A 15,811-nucleotide genomic window follows, 5' to 3' on the forward strand; every position below is an offset into this window, starting at 1 on the left:
GATTCAACCGCCTTGCTTCTGCTTGAGCATGGCGACGGCGCGATCGCGACAAGCCATGTCGCGCTGATGCTTGCAGATGGCGATGAGCAGCTTGATCTCCTGCTCGCTCGCTCGACCCGACCACACTTTGCCCTCGATCCCCCGGCGCAACGCGGCTTCATCGAGCTGCCCTGGAGGTGGAGGAGCCGTGGGTCCTGTCGTCGTCGTGGGTTCGCTCGTCTTCGCCGTCGCGGTCGTGTTCGACGACCCCGAATTGCCCGAGCTCGACGGGACAAACCCACCGCCACCAGGATTCGGCGGAGGCGGAGGTGGTGGCGGCGGCTCTGCAGCGACGCCCATGGCGGTCAACATGTCCACTGCTTTCTTGCGCTGTTCGGCACTGACGCTCGGCGTGGATGCAATCTGCTGCAAAGTCCGTTTTTTCTCGGTGGCATCCTGCTGTTCGGCCTTGCTGAACATCCAGTCCGCCCACTTGGACTCGATCTCTTTGAACTCGGGCGACTCACGCGTCGGCGAGTTGTCGTTGATGGCTTGAAGCTTCGTGTGCGCTCGCTCGAAGTCCTTCTCTTCGACGAGCTTCTTCGCTTCCGCCAGGATGTGCGCCTCAACCGGGTTCATTTCGGCGGCTTGCGTCGGCCCAACGGTGGTGGTCTTCGGCGGTCGAGTGAGTGCGACGACGAGCGCGATGACGAGCACGGCAACGACAGCACCGATCGCCAGGAGTTTGCCCATGCCGAGGCCGGTCTTTTGCGGCGGCGCGGCGGCGGCGAGGTTGTCGAAGCCGCCCATCGGACGAACGCCTTGACCGTCGACACCGAGGCCCATGCCGGCGCGGAAGATCTTGCCTGCACCAACGAAGCGCAAACGCACGTCACCGAGCTCGAGCGCGTCGCCTGCTTCGAGGATGCCGCGCTTCAGCTCGACGCCGTTGATGCGAATGCCGTTGGCGCTGCCCTTGTCGATGATCTCGAATCGACCGTTGCCGAGCGCGATGAGCTCTGCATGGAGGCGACTGACCGAGCTGTGGTTGACGGAGATGGTCGCTTCTTCAGCGCGACCTATCGTGAAGTGTTCGCGATCGAGCGGGTATTCGGTGCCTGGGTTTGGACCGACAACCACGACGAGTCGATTGGGGCGCTGATGAACGGGGACCTGCGTCAGCGCTGCTTGCGCCGACGGATCCGCAACGGGTACGACCTTCGATTCGTCGACCAGCTCGAGGCGGTAGTCACCAAGCTGGATGATGTCGCCGGCGTTGACCGGCTGCTCTCCAACGACCCGAACGCCATTGACGTACGTGCCGTTGTAGCTGTTTACATCCCGGATGATCCAAGCCTCGCCGTTCTTCGCGAGCCTGGCATGCTTGCGAGAAACGTTGCGGTCCGTCAGGCGAATCGAGTTTTCGTCGCCGCGTCCGAGGCCGTATTCATCGTGGGCGAGAGGGAGCGCTGTCTGTTTCCCCTCGTCGTCCTCGATCGTTAATTTCCACATAGACGGGTAGCCGCGAGACGTGGCTCGTCGGATAGGGGGTACTCTACCGGCGGATCGCTTTCGAACGCAACGTCCAGTTTGCAGTCTCGAAACGAATGATGTGACCCGAAAGCGGAAGGCACTTGGTGAACGTCGTGATGCGCACGGAGGACATGCGCGTCGCGTGTGCGCGTGAGCTCAGCCGGAAGACTTGGCTTCGACCCGGCGAAACGGATGGAGGAACGAGGCGAGCGAGCCCGGATTGCGCGTTTGCAGCCACAAGCGACCTTGGCCCTGGAACTGGCAAACGAGGCCTTCGCCGCCGAGAAACAGGCTCTTCAGGCCGCCCACTTTGTTGATTTGGTACTGCAGTCCCTGGGTAAACGCGACCATGTGCGTGTTGTCGCAAATGTAGCCGTGGTACTGCTGCCCAATGTCGATCGTGTGAGCGCCGCCATAACAGGCAAACCAGAGATACCCCTGACCGTATGCACGCAAAAGAAAGAGTCCTCCCGAGAAAAACCCTTTCGCTCCTTGCCACTTCGTGTCGAGGGTGACGCCGGGCGTGGACGCGAGGTACGCACCGGACTGGACGAACAGCTCCATGCCCGGCTGCATCGTCACGCACACGATCGCACCTTCCGGCGCCGGAGCAAACCACATGGTTTGTCCAGGCTGCGTAGCCGTGAAGGTGTTCTGAAACAAGCTTTCACCACCAAGCAATTTTCGCTTGAGCGCGCCACCGATGCCTCCCTGGAGGCTCGTCTTCATGTCGATGCCCGCGTCTCGCGCGACCATCGCACCGCTTTCCGTGACGAGCTGCTCGCCAGGTTGATCGAAAACGACCTGAACCGCACCGAAGTCGGGGTTGTGTTTGATCTCTTGTCGCATGTCGGTCTCCTCGGTTCAGTTTCTGCGCGGAGGCAACATCGCGCCGATCGTGGCGCCGTATTCGGCCGCGTTGCGGGACTGCAAGTACACGGTGCCCTGGCCTTGGAAGTGGCACACGAGACCCTCGCCCGAAAGAAATGACGCGATCCAGCCCGCGCCGCTCTTGCCGACCTTGTACTGAAGCGTCGACTCCCAAGCCGCGAGGTGCCCGGTATCGATCACCATGCTGCCGTCGACTTGCACCGGCTCGAGCGCGCCGAAGGTGCCGATGATGACTTGGCCTTGGCCCGATGTTTCCAGGACAAACAGGCCGGCACCCGAGAACATGCCCTTGAATCCGCCGGTCTTGGTCTTCACGTCCACCGTGGGACTCGACGCGACGTACGCGCTGTTCTGAATGCACCACTGCTTGTGACCGGCTTCGAGCACCGCCATGTCTCCGCAAAGTGGCGTGGCAAAAAGAACTTCACCTTGCCCACCTTGGGCCGTGAAGGTGTTCCGGAAAAACGACTCGCCGCCGAAGAGGCGCTTCAAACCCTTCATGAAGCCGCCGGATTGCGTCTGCATCTGCACGTTGGTCGACATGCCGACCATCGCGCCGCTTTCCGCAACGACGGATTCACCGGGCGCAAGCCAGCACTGAGCGAGCGTCTGAGAAGGCTTGTAGAGAAGGTTGGTTTGCATGGCTTTCTTCCCTGTGGTTGTTGGGTTTGTCCGCGCCTCAGGGCGGCAACATCGGCGTGAGCCAATCGACGAGCGCACCGGTGTTGCGCGTTTGAATGAGAATGCGCCCCTGCCCCTGGAACTCGCACACGATCCCTTCGCCAGACGCGAGGAATCCGAGCAGTCCACCTCCACCGCTCTTGATGTTGAAGTTCAACTGAGGCTCGAAACCAACGATGTGACCGTTGTCCACCACATAGCTGCCGTTGCAGTAGATCTCTTCGATCGCCCCGTAGCTCGTCACGAACACCTGCCCCGTGCCAGATGCTTCGACGAAGAACGCGCCTTCCTTGGCAAGAAGCGCTCGCAAGCCGCCCCAGCGCATCTTCAGGTCGATGTCGCCAGCGCTCGCGAGAAACGCTCCAGCGCTGAAAATCATCGAATTTCCGTTGAGCGTAATCGGCTTGATGCCCCCCGAAAGAGATGGCGCAAGCCACAGCCAGCCACCTTGCGGGCTGGAGAAGTGGTTCACGAAAAACGTTTCACCACCAACGATTTTGCGAATGAGGGCAATGAAGAACGTCTTCATTTTGCCGAAAAATCCGGCATTTTTCCCCGCGTTGAGCTTGACCTCCATTCCGAGGCTGCTCGAACGGGCGACCATGGAACCAGCTTCCGCGATGAGCACTTCGCCCGGTGCCAGGTTCACCTGAAGCATCGAGAACGTGGGCTCGTACTTGATGATGTGTTGCATCGAAACCCTTCCCCTTCGTCCCAGAGGAGGCACGAACTACAGAGCGCGCTTTTCAGCGATCCGCCCCCGCGAGCAACCGAAAGGCGGGCAGGCTATAACCGACTCATGTCTGGAGAGGAAGTGCGAAGTGCACCCACACCGCCACCCACGCAGGGTTTCGGGCATAGCCCCGCTCGAATCGCTGGCGAGTTCGGAGTCATCCTGCTTGCCATCGTGCTGCTCATTCTTGGAGCGCGCGGATGTGCAGGATGCGCCGCAAACGGCATCGTTTCGCAACTTCCACCGGACGTCGACGCGACGATCGGAAAAACCGCCGGCGAAGCGATGCGCGCTCAGCACTCGATGGGCGGCGAACCCACGGCAGAAGAAAAAGCACGCGTCGATCGCATCTTCGAAGAACTGCGCAGCGCGCTCACCGAAGAAGAAAAACGCATCCTCGTCGCGCCTCGTGTCACGGTTTTGAAAGACGAACAAGTCAACGCATTCGCCCTTCCCGGCGGTGAAGTGTTTGTCCTGACCGGCCTGCTCGAACGCACCAAGAACGACGACGCGCAGCTACGCGGCGTACTCGCACACGAGATCGGACATGCCGTGAGGCGTCATGGAGTTCGATCGCTCGTGCGCAACGGCGTTTTTGGACTCGTCATCGTGTTCGTCACCGGAGACTTGAACGACATCACCGCCACGCTCATCGCAGGCGCCTCGCAGCTCGACACGCTGAGCTACAGCCGATCGATGGAGGAAGAAGCCGATGCATTCGGCGTGGACGTTCTTGCGAGGCGAAAGGAAGACCCGGAAGGTTTGGCGCGCTTTCTCGAGAGCCTCGAAACGCAACCCGTCCCGCAGTTTCTCTCGACGCACCCCGACAGCAAGGAACGCGCGAAAGCGATCCGGGAGCAGATGAAGAAGTAGAACCTACCGACGCCGTCCAGGCTTGCGAGCTTGCCGAATCGCCGGCACGAGCACGTCGCCTTCCACGACACCTTCCACGTCGAGCACCGTGCGCCCTTCGGCATCGCGGCCCGAACGTTCTCGGGCAAACTTCGACGGAGTCGCCGCAAGCACGACACCCAGCTCGGCTGCCGCCTCTGCGAGCGGTTCCGCGAGCGCATCTTCGATGATCTGCAAACGCTGCTCGTGCGAGCTGCCCGGTGGAATGCGCACGGCAACCGATCCCGCAGCGCGATTTCCCTGCGCGACGACCGCATGCTCCTTGCCGCTCTTGTCGAAGCGTTCGAGCGCCGCTTGGGCATCCTCCAGCCGGTTGCGCGCCTTCGACAAAGCCGCGCTCAGCCCCTTGCGCACCGCTCGTTCTTCTTCCGAAACGTCGCGATCGGCCGCTTCCGCGCGCTCCGCTCGCTCCTCGCGGATCCGTTTGACCTCTGCTTCGGCCGCTCGAACTTCTGCTTCGAGTTTGTCGCGTAGATCGGATTTCGTCGGGTTTGTCATGGATGAACTTACTTCGAACGCGTAACGAGCATGCTACCAAATAGCAGCACACCCGCAGCTCCAGCACCGTAGAGACAATACCGAGCGAGTTGCGTTTGTCCGGCCAGTTGTAGCTGAAGTGCTGCAAATCCAGCGGCAATTCCAATGGCTGCGTAAATGAGCTGCCGCATGCCGGCGTAAACGAGCCCGGCCGCATGCGAAAGCCCCCGCACGCGAATCTCCGCCTCGCCTCGGTTCGCTCGATGCAAATACTTGCGCAGATCGTCCGGAATCGTCAGCGCCTTCAGCGCCATGTCCTTCGCGCTCTCGACCGCGATCTGCGCCCAGTCGCGATTGCCAAGCACGAAGTCCTGCAAGTACGGACGAATCACCTCCATCGGCGAAAGCTCCGGATCGAGCTGCGTGCACAGGCCCGTCAACAGCAAGATCGTGCGCTCGAGCAGCACCCAATCGCGCGGAATGTGAAACGCCCCGGATAGCTCCTTCAGGCCGATGTTCATCTTGCGCAGGTCGATCAAGCTCTCGATGCCCTTCTGCGGATCGAGCTTGATGTCCTTCAAGTTGAAGCTGTCGAGTTTGACCTCTTCCTGAAAACGCTGGTGGAAAAACTCGATGACCTTCTCGCTCACGTCGGGAGCATCCGACCGCGAAAGAAAGCCCATCTTGCGCATGGCCTTGATGAGCTGATCGGTGTCGCGACGAATGACACCTTCGAGGAATTCCGGAATCCCCTCGCGCATCTGCGGTGACAGCTCTGCAACTGCACCGAAGTCGAGCAGCACGAGCTGACCACCGTCGGCCACGAGCATGTTTCCGGGATGCGGATCGGCGTGGTAGACGCCGTCGATGAAGATCTGCTGACAGAACACTTGCACGACCTTGCGTGCGAGCTTCTTGCGATCGACGCCGCGTGCATCGAGCGCCGCGATGTCCCCAATTTTGACGCCGGCCACGAAGTTCGTCGTCATCACGCGCCGCGTGCAGTAGCCCCCGACCGGACGCGGAAACATGACCGTTGGATCTCGAAGGAAATTGTCCGCGATGCGTGTGATGTTCTTCGCCTCGCGCTGAAAGTCGAGCTCCTCGGCGATCATCGAGCGGATCTGGTGGTAATACGCATCGAGCCCATGTACCGGGACAAACACGCTGACGATCGCCATGATCCGGCGAATGGTGAGCAAATCGAGCCGAACGATCTCGTCGATGTTGCGGTGCTGAACCTTGACGGCGACATGCGTGCCATCGAGCAGCCACGCTTCGTGGACTTGTCCCAGCGAAGCGCTCGCGATGGGCTCTTCGCAAAAACGCGTGAACAACTGGTCGATGGGTTTGCCGAGCTCGGCCTCGATGCGTTCGGCGATTTCCGCATAAGGGCCGGGCGGAACTCGGTCCTGCAACGCTTCGAGACCATTACGAAATTGGGCGGGCAGGAAGTTCGCCATGATGCTGAGTAGCTGCCCGACTTTGATGAACAAACCTTGAAGCTCGACGATGGTCCCGAGCACGCGACGCGCGTTGCGCGCGTGCAGATCCGCCATACGCGGCTGCATCCAGGCGTCACCGAACCACCGTGCGAGAAAGAAAAACCAAAGGTAGCTGAAGAGAACGACGAAGGTCGTGTAGTACGCTCGGACAAACCTGTAGCTTTGACGAACTTGCTTGCGCCGAGACGGCCGCTTCTGGGGCACCTCGGACTTCTGCCTTGGGCCGGACGCAGCTTTCTGCGGTAGCGAAGTCGAGCCGTTCGAGTTCGTGGACGTCGAAGGCCCCTTCTTCTTCGCGAGCGCCTTTTTCTTCGCACGCGACGGAGACGAGCTCGACTCTGCCGGAACGGACGGGGCGTCTCGAGACACGTCGGCAGTGTACTCCGAATCAGGATCGGTCGCCCAATGTCGTCATGGCGTCGAACATGGCATCGTACGCAGCCGGTCGGGCTCGCTTGATGGCGAGGGACGTGCGCGTTGGATGCACGCGATTCGACAAGAGCACGCCGACAAACTCGGCATCGGGGTCGATCCAAATGCTGGTCCCGGTAAAACCCAGATGACCGAACGTTCGCGGCCCAAGGCGCGCTCCGGAGCTTGATTCTTCACCGCTTCGTGCATCGAATCCAGCAAGCAAGGATCCGCCGGGCCGCGGGCGCACGAGCGGTTCCACGTCGTCCGGAGCAAGCCACTCGGGACGTCGACCCTCGAGCGCATCGAGCACCGCGACACCCAGTCGCACGACGTCCATGGCCGTACCGAAGAGCCCGGCGTGCCCACACGTTGCGTCTTTTGCAAACGCCCACGCGTTTTCATCGTGCACGGCGCCTCGCACGAGGCCTCCGCGAAAGGGAACGAACTCGGTCGGAGCGACGCGCGTGTCGAATGCAGGATCGCGACGACGGAGCATCCGCGCGGACCCGATTCCTATGCCGAGAGGGTCGAAAACGTCGTCGGCCATGACCTCGTCGAGATCCTTTTGCGCGCGTGCTTCGAGCGCTGCGCCGAGGAGCAGGTAGCCGAGGTCGCTGTATACCGGGACAAACCCTTCGACGTGGGACGATTCGGTCCACGGGGCGTGACGCATGTCGGCCGCAAGCAGCAGTGCTTCGCGGCGATCGATTGAGTCTGCGCCTTGCACGAGCGGCGTGTAGAGAGCTCCATGCCCATCGAGGCCTGCGCGGTGTGCCGCAAGGAGATCCATCGATACGCGCGCCGAGCCTGTCCCGGACAATTCGGGCAGCACGTCTGCAAGCGTTTCGGCTCGCGATAGAAGACCACCACGTATCAAACGGGCCATGGTGAGCGCCGTGATGGGCTTGGTGAGCGATGCGAGATCGAATGGAGTGTCGCGCTCTGCTCGGGGCGTGTCTGCATCGGCGAAAAGCACGCCGGAGACGCCGATGCCGCACGTGAAGTGCTCACCCGTGCGAAGAGCTGCCGCGACGACGGCGCAAGGGGCGGCACGATGATCGATCACGACGATATCGGCTGCACGAGTGAGATCCACGGTGGGGGAGAGCGAACTCACGGCACTGCGATGGACCAGAAGCCGGCCTGCGCGTCAACGGAAGTGGAACTTCGGGGAGAGACGAGCCTTGTGCAGCGCTTGCCAACATGAACACGCCACGTCTTTGACCCGCGGCCTTTGACGCTCGTATTCTGCGACATCAGGAGAATTGGGGCACGCGTATGGCGGTGTTTGCGTATGAAGCCCGAGCGCGATCTGGAGAGATCCGCAAGGGTGAGAGAGAAGCGGAGAACGAGGGTGCTGTGCAGACCTGGCTTCGCGGCCAACAGCTCACTCCGATCCGAGTCGGCCCCAAGAAGAAGGGTTTCGACTTCAAGAGCATCCAGTTCGGCAGCGGCGTCAGCACTCAGGACATCGTCAAGTTCACGCGACAATTCGCGACGATGATCGACGCCGGTCTGCCGCTCGTGCAGTGCCTCGACATCTTGGCGAACCAAGAGCCGAACCCTGCGTTCAAGCTTGCTCTTCGGGACATCAAGAACACCGTCGAGCAAGGGTCGACGTTCAGCGACGCGCTGAGGCGGCACCCTGCGATCTTCGACGAGCTGTTCACGAACCTCGTTCAAGCAGGGGAAGCGGGCGGCATCCTCGACACGATCATGAACAGGCTCGCGGTTTACATCGAGAAGCGAGCGAAGTTGGCGCGGCAAGTGAAGGGCGCGATGACGTACCCCACGGCCGTCATGGTGATCTTGGCGATCGTCATCTTCGTGCTCATGACGTTCGTGATTCCAGCGTTCGAAGGGATGTTTGCCGAGTTTGGTGCGAAAGACGCGCTGCCTGGGCTGACGAAGGTCGTCATCGCGATCTCGCGCGGATTCGTGAGCACGTTGCCGTTCACGATCGGCGGCTCGCTTGCCATCGCGTACGCGACCGTTCGCATCTATCGAACGCCCAAGGGCAAACGTGCGATGCACCGACTCATGCTGAAGCTCCCGGTGATGGGTCCCGTGCTTCAGAAGATCGCCGTTGCTCGTTTCACCCGCACGCTGGGCACGCTGCTGAGCTCTGGTGTTCCGATCCTCGATGCGCTCGACATCGTCGCGAAGACGGCGGGCAACATGATCATCGAGGAGGGCCTCATTTATACGCGCATGAAGATTTCCGAAGGGAAGAACATGGCCGAGCCGTTGACGGAGGCGAACATCTTCCCGCCGATCGTCGTGCAAATGGTGGCCGTTGGTGAACAAACGGGTGCCCTCGACGCGATGCTCAACAAGGTCGCCGATTTCTACGAAGAAGAAGTGGACGTCGCGATCGCTGCTCTCACTTCACTGCTCGAACCATTCATGATGGTCGTCGTCGGTGCGGTCGTCGGCGTCGTGCTGATGGCCATGTATCTTCCGATCTTCAGTCTCGCAGGCAACATCAAGGGCGAGTGACATGCAACTCGGTCTCCGCGTAGGTGCGGAGAGCACGTTCGCGGTCCGTTTTGCTTGGCTCACGGGCGTGCGACTGCTCGTTCTGACGTTGGTGCTCATCGTCACGACGACGATTTATCTCGGCGATTTCGCGACCCACGCATATTCGAGCAAGTTTGCCTTGCTCACGGTGGCGACGGCATACGGCCTCACGGGGCTTTATGCGGCGGCTTTGCGCATCGGCCGCGGCCTCGAGGTGGTCGCGATCGTGCAGATGATCGTCGATCACGTGGTTTGGTCGGCGATCGTGTACATCTCGGGCGGCGTTGCGAGCGGTGCGACGTCGCTATACGGCCTGACGTGCCTGACGGGTGCCGTGCTGCTCGGCATGCGAGGGGCACTGCTCGCATTGTTCTCTGGCGCGTCCTCGTACGTGCTCTTGAGCTGCGCGTTCATCTACGGCTACTTGAGCCCTCCGCCGGATCAGCCGGTTGGTGCGTACGTCACGCGATGGAACGAAGCTGCGTTTCCGCTCGTGCTCAATCTGCTGGCGATGACGGCGGTGACGCTGCTTGCGAGCTACCTGGCCGAACGATTGCGTGAAGCAGACGTACGGCTCGTAGCGGCGAATGCCCGTGCCGAAGAAGCGGAACGGCTCGCAGCGCTCGGGCGACTTGCAGCCGGTTTGGCGCACGAAATTCGCAATCCGCTCGGCTCGATCGTCGCATCGATCGAATTGCTTCGCACGGGTCCCAACCTCGCCGCGGAGGATCGCGAGCTTTGCAGCATCATCGAACGAGAAACTTCACGAATGAATCATCTCGTTGGCGACATGATGGATCTCGCCCGACCTCGCAGCCCGACGAAACAGCCCATGGACCTGTCGGCGATCATGCGTGACGTCGCAAAGCTTGCAGCGACATCCGGTCGTGGCGGTGACGTGATCGTGCGATGCGAAGGGCCGAGCGACGTGCACATCGTCGCCGACATGGCGCAAATGCGGCAGGTGGTTTGGAATTTGGTACGTAACGCGATCCAAGCAAGCTCGGCGGGTTCGGTAGTGACCTTGCGATGGTCGAAAAACGACACGACGGGCGTGACGTTCGAGGTGAACGATCGTGGCGTCGGAATCGATCCGGAAGCCCGCGAGCGACTTTTCGATGCGTTCTTCACGACGCGCTCGAAGGGCATGGGAATTGGCCTTGCCGTCGTTAAACGCATTGTCGACGACCATGGTTTCGAAGTGACCGTCGACAGCAACGAGACGAATGGCACGACATTCGCGGTGCACATTCCACCGTCGAGCGTCGCGCTCGCGAATGCGGTCGCGCACCTCACCCCCTAACCCGGGATGGGGGGTAAGGTCCCGACACCATCTTAGTCGCGGCGATCGTTGGTTTGCCCAGGAACGAGCGGCGGCGCCGGCGGTTCAATCGTCAGGGACGCGTCGGGCAAGAGCATGACCTTCGATGGGTCGATCAGAAGCAGTGGATCCACGACACTGCTGTCATATGCGTCGACCGATACGGGTTCACTCGAAGGCGTGGACGCCGGTTCACGCTTCGGAGCATCGACGGAGCGCGAGGCGAACCACCCGAGGGAGAAACACAGGACTGCTCCGATGACGCCGGTTATCGCGAGTCCTCGTCTGCCCATGGCGGTCATCTTGCTACACGTCGAGCCGATGTTGAATAAGGCGCAAATTTACGCGTCTTGCTCGGCCTTCGGTGCCTCTAGCAATACTTCGAGCAGGTTCTCGTCGAATGTTCGTTCGCATGAGGCACGTCTGTCATCTGAAACCTTGCTTGTGCGGACTTCCGTGGTCATGCAGAGGTTCCAACCACTGTTTCTAGCGGCAGCCCCAACATTGAATCGAAGAGGAGTCGATCGTGAAAAGAACGCACTTTGTTCCCGCAGTGATGTTCTCTTTGGGCCTTGCGCTCGCAAGCGCTCAGTTCGCTTGGGCAGGACCCGCAACGGATGAAGTAAAGACCAAGCAGACTCAGCTCGTCGAGCTCCTGTCCAAGTCGGGAACCGACGCGAAAGTCTCGGCCACACTCGACGAAGTCCTCGACTACCAAACGATGGCCGAAGCGTCACTCGGCACCGAATGGGCTGCTCGCACGGATGCCGAAAAAGCTCAGTTCAGCGACCTGCTCAAGCAGCTCGTTCGCCGGTCGTACGAGCGCAACATCAAGAAGACGCTCAACTACAACATCGAATACATCGGCGAAACCGAGAAAAATTCACACATCATCGTGAAAACGAAGGCGGTCTCCAAGACGGACAAACGCGCCGAGCCCATCGAAATCACCTACAAGCTTGCGCAGAAGGACGGCAAGTGGCGCATTCAGGACATCACGACGGACGGCGTGAGCCTGATTTCGAGTTATCGCTCGCAGTTCACGAAGATCATCAGAAAAGACGGGTTCCCAACGCTCATCAAGAAGATGAAGGACAAGATCGCCAAGGGCGATGTCTGAGCGCGGGGCTGGTTAATTACGCACTGAATTCGCAGCCCAGCCCAAGCGTTGGTACGCTGCCCACCCACATGGCTGTCGGTCTCGGTCCAGGAGGGCGTGCTCGCCACTTCGGACGCGTGGATCTTCGTGCGCCTCGAGCTGCGCCGAATGAACGCGCGGAGGCTCCGCCACGCCCCAAGGACAAGCCAAGCCTGCTGCTTTCGGTCAACCGCGGGATGCTGTCGATCGAGCTGGATCAGCCGTTCGCTTTGGGCCCGGTTCTGGTGGACAAACTCGCTCTCGCGCTGCCAAACGTGCGCTTTCCCGTCGACCTATCGGGCGGCGTCACGCGTCTGCGGCACAAGCGAGGCGCGCTGACACAGCTCGCCTTGTCGATGGGTTTGCACGACCTTGCAGGGTTTGTCGCACCACGCCTGCGCGGCATTCTGGGTGAAGCCGCGCCCGACGTGGGGTTCGTGTCGTCACCGTGGGGCGCGAGCGTGGGCTTGCGTCTGGGAAGCGCAGCACTCGCTTTCGACGTCGTCGTCGTGCCGACGGATCGTGACGTTCGCCTCGTGCCAGAACGCGCTCGCGGCGTGAATCTCGGGGCACCGCCCCACGTGCTTGCAGTGCGGGCACTCGCGGAAGCTTGCAGGCCGCTCGGGCGTGTCGTGGGCAGCGCGGTCGTTCTTCATGACATCGTCGCAGCCGTGGTTCGTCACGTCCTACCAGCAGCAGGCGCTCGGGCCCCCGCTGTCGAGGGAACTCGATGGGACGCCGTTTCGGCCGATGCAGATCGTTTGTCTCTGCAGATCGCCGTCACAGGAGCGCCAGCGGCGCTGCCCGCAGAAGCCATCCGCGCGATCGAGCAAGCCGACATCGCACTGGATGCCGACGACGCTGCGGTCGCGGGCAATCTCGACGAAGCGCGCAGGCGGTATCTCCTGGCGCTGGAACGAGCTCCGCGACATCCGGAAATCACGACGCGCATCGCGTGGATCGATGCGATCGCCGAAGCGCGAACCGAAGCGGCACTCTCGACGCTCGTCGACGCAATGCCAGCCGTGGATGCAGGCCTGCTTGGCGGAAGATTGCTCGCGGCGATCGGCGACGACGATGGGGCGATCGCGGCGTTTTCGAGCGCAGCGCACAACGAGCCCTTCGCACCGCTCGCTGCGCTTGCATGGCTCGAGGTCGCCAAACTCGCGACGGATACGAAACAGCGCCTCGATGCGATCGATCAAGCCATCGTGCGCTCACCAGCGCTCGAAGAAGCGCGCTGGATGCGCCTCACCGCTCGCCTCGATCTGGGCGATGGCACGGGTGCACGCGCGGACGCCGAGCACCTCGAAGCAGCGGCTCGCGGCCCCGAAGCTCGATACCGCGTGTGGATGCGTGCAGCGGAAGCCTTTTTTCATCGTGGATACGTGCCCGAAGCACGCTCGCTCTTCGAACGCGCGCTCAGATACGCCCCCGAAAGCGCCGCAGCCTCGCTCGGGCTTGCGCGGGCGCTTCGAGCGGCCGGAGATGGGCGACGATCGCTCGACTTGCTCGCGCGTGCATCGGCGATCCTGAGTAGAAAAGGACAAACCCTGCCGGAAGTCGAGATCGAGCTCGCACGAGGCCTCGTCGAACATGCATCGGACAGGCCCGCCGCGATCGCTCGGGTGCGCACGATTCTGCCAGGACAAACCCTCACGCCCGAAGCACGGCTGCTCGAAGGACGATGGCGTGCAGAGCTCGGGGACCTTGCAGGCGCGTCTCTCGCATTCGCGCGCCTACGCGAAGCGATCGAAGCGGCGTTCCCACAGGACACGGATCGCGCCGCTGCCCTGGCTGCAATGCTCGTCGAAGCAGCCGACGTCGAAGAAAACGCGCGCGGTGATCTACGAGCTGCGCAGCGACATCTGGGCGTAGCGCTTCGACTGCGCCCGCGAGATCGAGCCGTCAACGTAGCGTTTCGTCGCGTGTCGACGGAGCTTGGTCGCGCCGTTCCCTTGATGCCGCAACGCGAGGACACGCGCCCGCACGAACACGAAGACGACGAGGAACCGCGTGCGCACACGCGTCGCAGTCCGACACCGGTTCCACCATCCGAGCCGGTTTCGTCAGGTGAAACCCAGGCGCACGACGAGGACGACGAAGCGCTCGTCGACCAGTTGACGGAACGACTTCGAGGCAACCCGGACGACCACGAGATCGCACGTCGACTCGCCGCAGCACTTGGTCGCCTCGGTCGCGACATGGACTTGCTTGCGCTCGTGTCGACACGCATCGAAGACGGCACGCCGGAGATCGTGCAAGAATTCTGGCCGATTCGTCAGCATGTGCTCTTGCGCCTTGCAGCTACGGCGCGTGCCGAAGGTCGTGCTTCAGAAGCCGAGCTTTACGAACAGATGAGCGCCGAAACACTCCCGTGAACGCTACGGGTTTGGCCCACCAAGACGGGTCGTGCTAGCGGACGAAAGAACGCTGCAAGGCGTCCATTCGCCGTCGAGGTGTCTCGTGCAAAACGCAGTTTCTTCGGGCAAACCGCGTTCGATCATCGTGCAGAAGTACGGCGGCTCTTCGGTCGCCGACGTCGACAAACTCATGCGCGTCGCGCGTCGCGTCGTGGCGACGAAACGCGCCGGCAACGATGTCGTCGTCGTCGTGAGCGCGATGGGAAAAACGACCGATGGTCTTCTTTCGCTCGCAAAAGAAGTCGCCTCTCGAGCAGGAGACACGTCCGATCCGCCCCGCCGCGAGCTCGACATGCTTCTATCGACGGGCGAACGCGTCTCGATGGCCCTCTTGTCGATTGCCATCCAAGCGCTCGGCGAGGACGCCATTTCGTTCACGGGATCCCAGTCGGGCATCCTCACGAACGACAGGCATTTCGATGCACGCATCATCGAGGTCAGGCCTCACCGCATCGAGGACGAGCTTGCACGCGGTCGCATCGTCATCATCGCGGGTTATCAGGGCATGAGTTACCGGCGCGAGATCACGACGCTCGGCCGCGGTGGCTCGGATACGACTGCCGTCGCGCTCGCCGCGGCGCTCGAAGCCGAACGCTGCGAGATCTACAGCGATGTCGACGGGGTTTATTCGGCCGATCCGCGCGTCGTTCCGGATGCGAAACACTTGCCCGAGCTCGATCACGCGATGCTGCAAGAGATGGCCGAATGCGGTGCGAAGGTGCTCTGCGCGCAGGCCGTCGAGTGGGCACGACGAGCGAACATCGCGATCTACGCGCGATCTACGTTCGACAGCGAAGATGATTCACCAAGACAAACCGTCGTGCGAAAATTCGCGCCACGCACGGATCTGCGTGCGCGCGCGGTCGTGGGCGAAAACAACGTGGTGCTCGGCCGATTGAGCAACGCGAGCAAACTCGACGGATTGCTTCGTGTGGCAAGAGAAGCAAACGTCCCGCTGAAAGACGTTTCCGTCGACGAACGAGGCATCTCGTTCGTCGTGTCGCTGCTCAACGTGCCCGATTGGCGCGCCGCCAAGCAGCGTCTCCTCGATGCAGAACCGTCGCTCGAGCTCACGGAAGATGCGGCCGTCGTGAGTGTCGTGGGCGATGGGCTCGCAGCGACCACCGAGCCGCTCGAGCGATTCATTTCGACGCTGCGCGTGGTGAACACGACTCCCCTCACCTTCACGGCAACGCCGCTGCGCCTTGGATCCGTGATCGCGAAGGACGCGCTGTCCGAAGCGCAACGCGCGCTGCATCGCGCGTTCGTCGAAGCGTAACGATT

14 protein-coding genes are annotated in these 15,811 nt (G+C 61.7%); 6 read left to right on the plus strand and 8 right to left on the minus strand.

Annotation, left to right across the window (positions count from 1 at the left end):
- Nucleotides 1–3 precede the first annotated feature (3 nt).
- The 4 genes from IPM54_44370 to IPM54_44385 form a co-directional block, all read right to left on the minus strand.
- Nucleotides 4–1,491, minus strand: a complete 1,488-nt coding sequence (locus IPM54_44370) for an FHA domain-containing protein (protein MBK9266806.1) — start codon at nucleotides 1,489–1,491, stop codon at nucleotides 4–6.
- Between the two features lie 177 nt (nucleotides 1,492–1,668).
- A complete protein-coding gene (locus IPM54_44375) occupies nucleotides 1,669–2,361 on the minus strand; it encodes a TIGR00266 family protein (protein ID MBK9266807.1) in 693 nt (230 codons plus the stop codon).
- Between the two features lie 15 nt (nucleotides 2,362–2,376).
- Nucleotides 2,377–3,045 (minus strand): TIGR00266 family protein, encoded by a 669-nt coding sequence (locus IPM54_44380; GenBank protein MBK9266808.1) that lies wholly within the window; start codon nucleotides 3,043–3,045, stop codon nucleotides 2,377–2,379.
- 37 nt (nucleotides 3,046–3,082) lie between these two features.
- Nucleotides 3,083–3,778 carry a TIGR00266 family protein gene (locus IPM54_44385; protein ID MBK9266809.1) on the minus strand — a complete coding sequence of 232 codons (696 nt, stop codon included), beginning with the start codon at nucleotides 3,776–3,778 and terminating at the stop codon, nucleotides 3,083–3,085.
- 105 nt (nucleotides 3,779–3,883) lie between these two features.
- Here IPM54_44385 and IPM54_44390 point away from each other — a divergent pair, with 105 nt between their 5' ends.
- Complete coding sequence (locus IPM54_44390; protein ID MBK9266810.1) at nucleotides 3,884–4,690, plus strand: M48 family metallopeptidase; 807 nt, start codon at nucleotides 3,884–3,886, stop codon at nucleotides 4,688–4,690.
- Between the two features lie 3 nt (nucleotides 4,691–4,693).
- Here IPM54_44390 and IPM54_44395 read toward each other — a convergent pair whose 3' ends face one another.
- Genes IPM54_44395 through IPM54_44405 form a run of 3 tightly spaced genes read right to left on the minus strand, consistent with a single transcriptional unit; the run spans nucleotide 4,694 to nucleotide 8,221 of the window.
- On the minus strand, nucleotides 4,694–5,227 hold the full coding sequence (locus IPM54_44395) for a hypothetical protein (GenBank protein MBK9266811.1): 534 nt from the start codon (nucleotides 5,225–5,227) through the stop codon (nucleotides 4,694–4,696).
- A gap of 8 nt (nucleotides 5,228–5,235) precedes the next feature.
- On the minus strand, nucleotides 5,236–7,080 hold the full coding sequence (locus tag IPM54_44400) for an AarF/ABC1/UbiB kinase family protein (GenBank protein MBK9266812.1): 1,845 nt from the start codon (nucleotides 7,078–7,080) through the stop codon (nucleotides 5,236–5,238).
- Between the two features lie 19 nt (nucleotides 7,081–7,099).
- Nucleotides 7,100–8,221 carry a beta-lactamase family protein gene (locus tag IPM54_44405; protein MBK9266813.1) on the minus strand — a complete coding sequence of 374 codons (1,122 nt, stop codon included), beginning with the start codon at nucleotides 8,219–8,221 and terminating at the stop codon, nucleotides 7,100–7,102.
- Between the two features lie 182 nt (nucleotides 8,222–8,403).
- Between IPM54_44405 and IPM54_44410 the strand changes: the two genes are divergently transcribed.
- Together IPM54_44410 and IPM54_44415 are read left to right on the plus strand one after the other, a co-directional pair.
- Nucleotides 8,404–9,624: a type II secretion system F family protein gene (locus IPM54_44410; protein MBK9266814.1), complete on the plus strand. Its 1,221-nt coding sequence runs from the start codon at nucleotides 8,404–8,406 to the stop codon at nucleotides 9,622–9,624.
- A 1-nt stretch (nucleotide 9,625) separates the two neighbouring features.
- Nucleotides 9,626–10,948 carry a two-component sensor histidine kinase gene (locus IPM54_44415; GenBank protein ID MBK9266815.1) on the plus strand — a complete coding sequence of 441 codons (1,323 nt, stop codon included), beginning with the start codon at nucleotides 9,626–9,628 and terminating at the stop codon, nucleotides 10,946–10,948.
- A 32-nt stretch (nucleotides 10,949–10,980) separates the two neighbouring features.
- On the opposite strand, the gene IPM54_44420 is transcribed toward IPM54_44415, so the two are convergent.
- A complete protein-coding gene (locus IPM54_44420) occupies nucleotides 10,981–11,259 on the minus strand; it encodes a hypothetical protein (protein MBK9266816.1) in 279 nt (92 codons plus the stop codon).
- A 263-nt stretch (nucleotides 11,260–11,522) separates the two neighbouring features.
- Between IPM54_44420 and IPM54_44425 the strand changes: the two genes are divergently transcribed.
- The 3 genes from IPM54_44425 to IPM54_44435 all read left to right on the plus strand — a co-directional run bounded on the left by IPM54_44425 (nucleotide 11,523) and on the right by IPM54_44435 (nucleotide 15,806).
- A complete protein-coding gene (locus tag IPM54_44425) occupies nucleotides 11,523–12,086 on the plus strand; it encodes an ABC transporter substrate-binding protein (protein MBK9266817.1) in 564 nt (187 codons plus the stop codon).
- 68 nt (nucleotides 12,087–12,154) lie between these two features.
- The gene (locus IPM54_44430; GenBank protein MBK9266818.1) at nucleotides 12,155–14,485 is read left to right on the plus strand and encodes a hypothetical protein; all 2,331 of its coding nucleotides are present in this window, start codon (nucleotides 12,155–12,157) and stop codon (nucleotides 14,483–14,485) included.
- Between the two features lie 52 nt (nucleotides 14,486–14,537).
- Complete coding sequence (locus IPM54_44435; GenBank protein ID MBK9266819.1) at nucleotides 14,538–15,806, plus strand: aspartate kinase; 1,269 nt, start codon at nucleotides 14,538–14,540, stop codon at nucleotides 15,804–15,806.
- Nucleotides 15,807–15,811: the final 5 nt, after the last annotated feature.

This window comes from Polyangiaceae bacterium (genome assembly GCA_016715885.1).
Taxonomy (GTDB): domain Bacteria; phylum Myxococcota_A; class Polyangia; order Polyangiales; family Polyangiaceae; genus Polyangium.

Bases quoted from the DNA above. Each gene is read 5' to 3' on its own strand.
- IPM54_44370 (MBK9266806.1), bottom strand. From the start codon at position 1,491: ATGTGGAAATTAACGATCGAGGACGACGAGGGGAAACAGACAGCGCTC.
- IPM54_44375 (MBK9266807.1), bottom strand. From the start codon at position 2,361: ATGCGACAAGAGATCAAACACAACCCCGACTTCGGTGCGGTTCAGGTC.
- IPM54_44380 (MBK9266808.1), bottom strand. From the start codon at position 3,045: ATGCAAACCAACCTTCTCTACAAGCCTTCTCAGACGCTCGCTCAGTGC.
- IPM54_44385 (MBK9266809.1), bottom strand. From the start codon at position 3,778: ATGCAACACATCATCAAGTACGAGCCCACGTTCTCGATGCTTCAGGTG.
- IPM54_44390 (MBK9266810.1), top strand. From the start codon at position 3,884: ATGTCTGGAGAGGAAGTGCGAAGTGCACCCACACCGCCACCCACGCAG.
- IPM54_44395 (MBK9266811.1), bottom strand. From the start codon at position 5,227: ATGACAAACCCGACGAAATCCGATCTACGCGACAAACTCGAAGCAGAA.
- IPM54_44410 (MBK9266814.1), top strand. From the start codon at position 8,404: ATGGCGGTGTTTGCGTATGAAGCCCGAGCGCGATCTGGAGAGATCCGC.
- IPM54_44415 (MBK9266815.1), top strand. From the start codon at position 9,626: ATGCAACTCGGTCTCCGCGTAGGTGCGGAGAGCACGTTCGCGGTCCGT.
- IPM54_44420 (MBK9266816.1), bottom strand. From the start codon at position 11,259: ATGGGCAGACGAGGACTCGCGATAACCGGCGTCATCGGAGCAGTCCTG.
- IPM54_44425 (MBK9266817.1), top strand. From the start codon at position 11,523: ATGTTCTCTTTGGGCCTTGCGCTCGCAAGCGCTCAGTTCGCTTGGGCA.
- IPM54_44430 (MBK9266818.1), top strand. From the start codon at position 12,155: ATGGCTGTCGGTCTCGGTCCAGGAGGGCGTGCTCGCCACTTCGGACGC.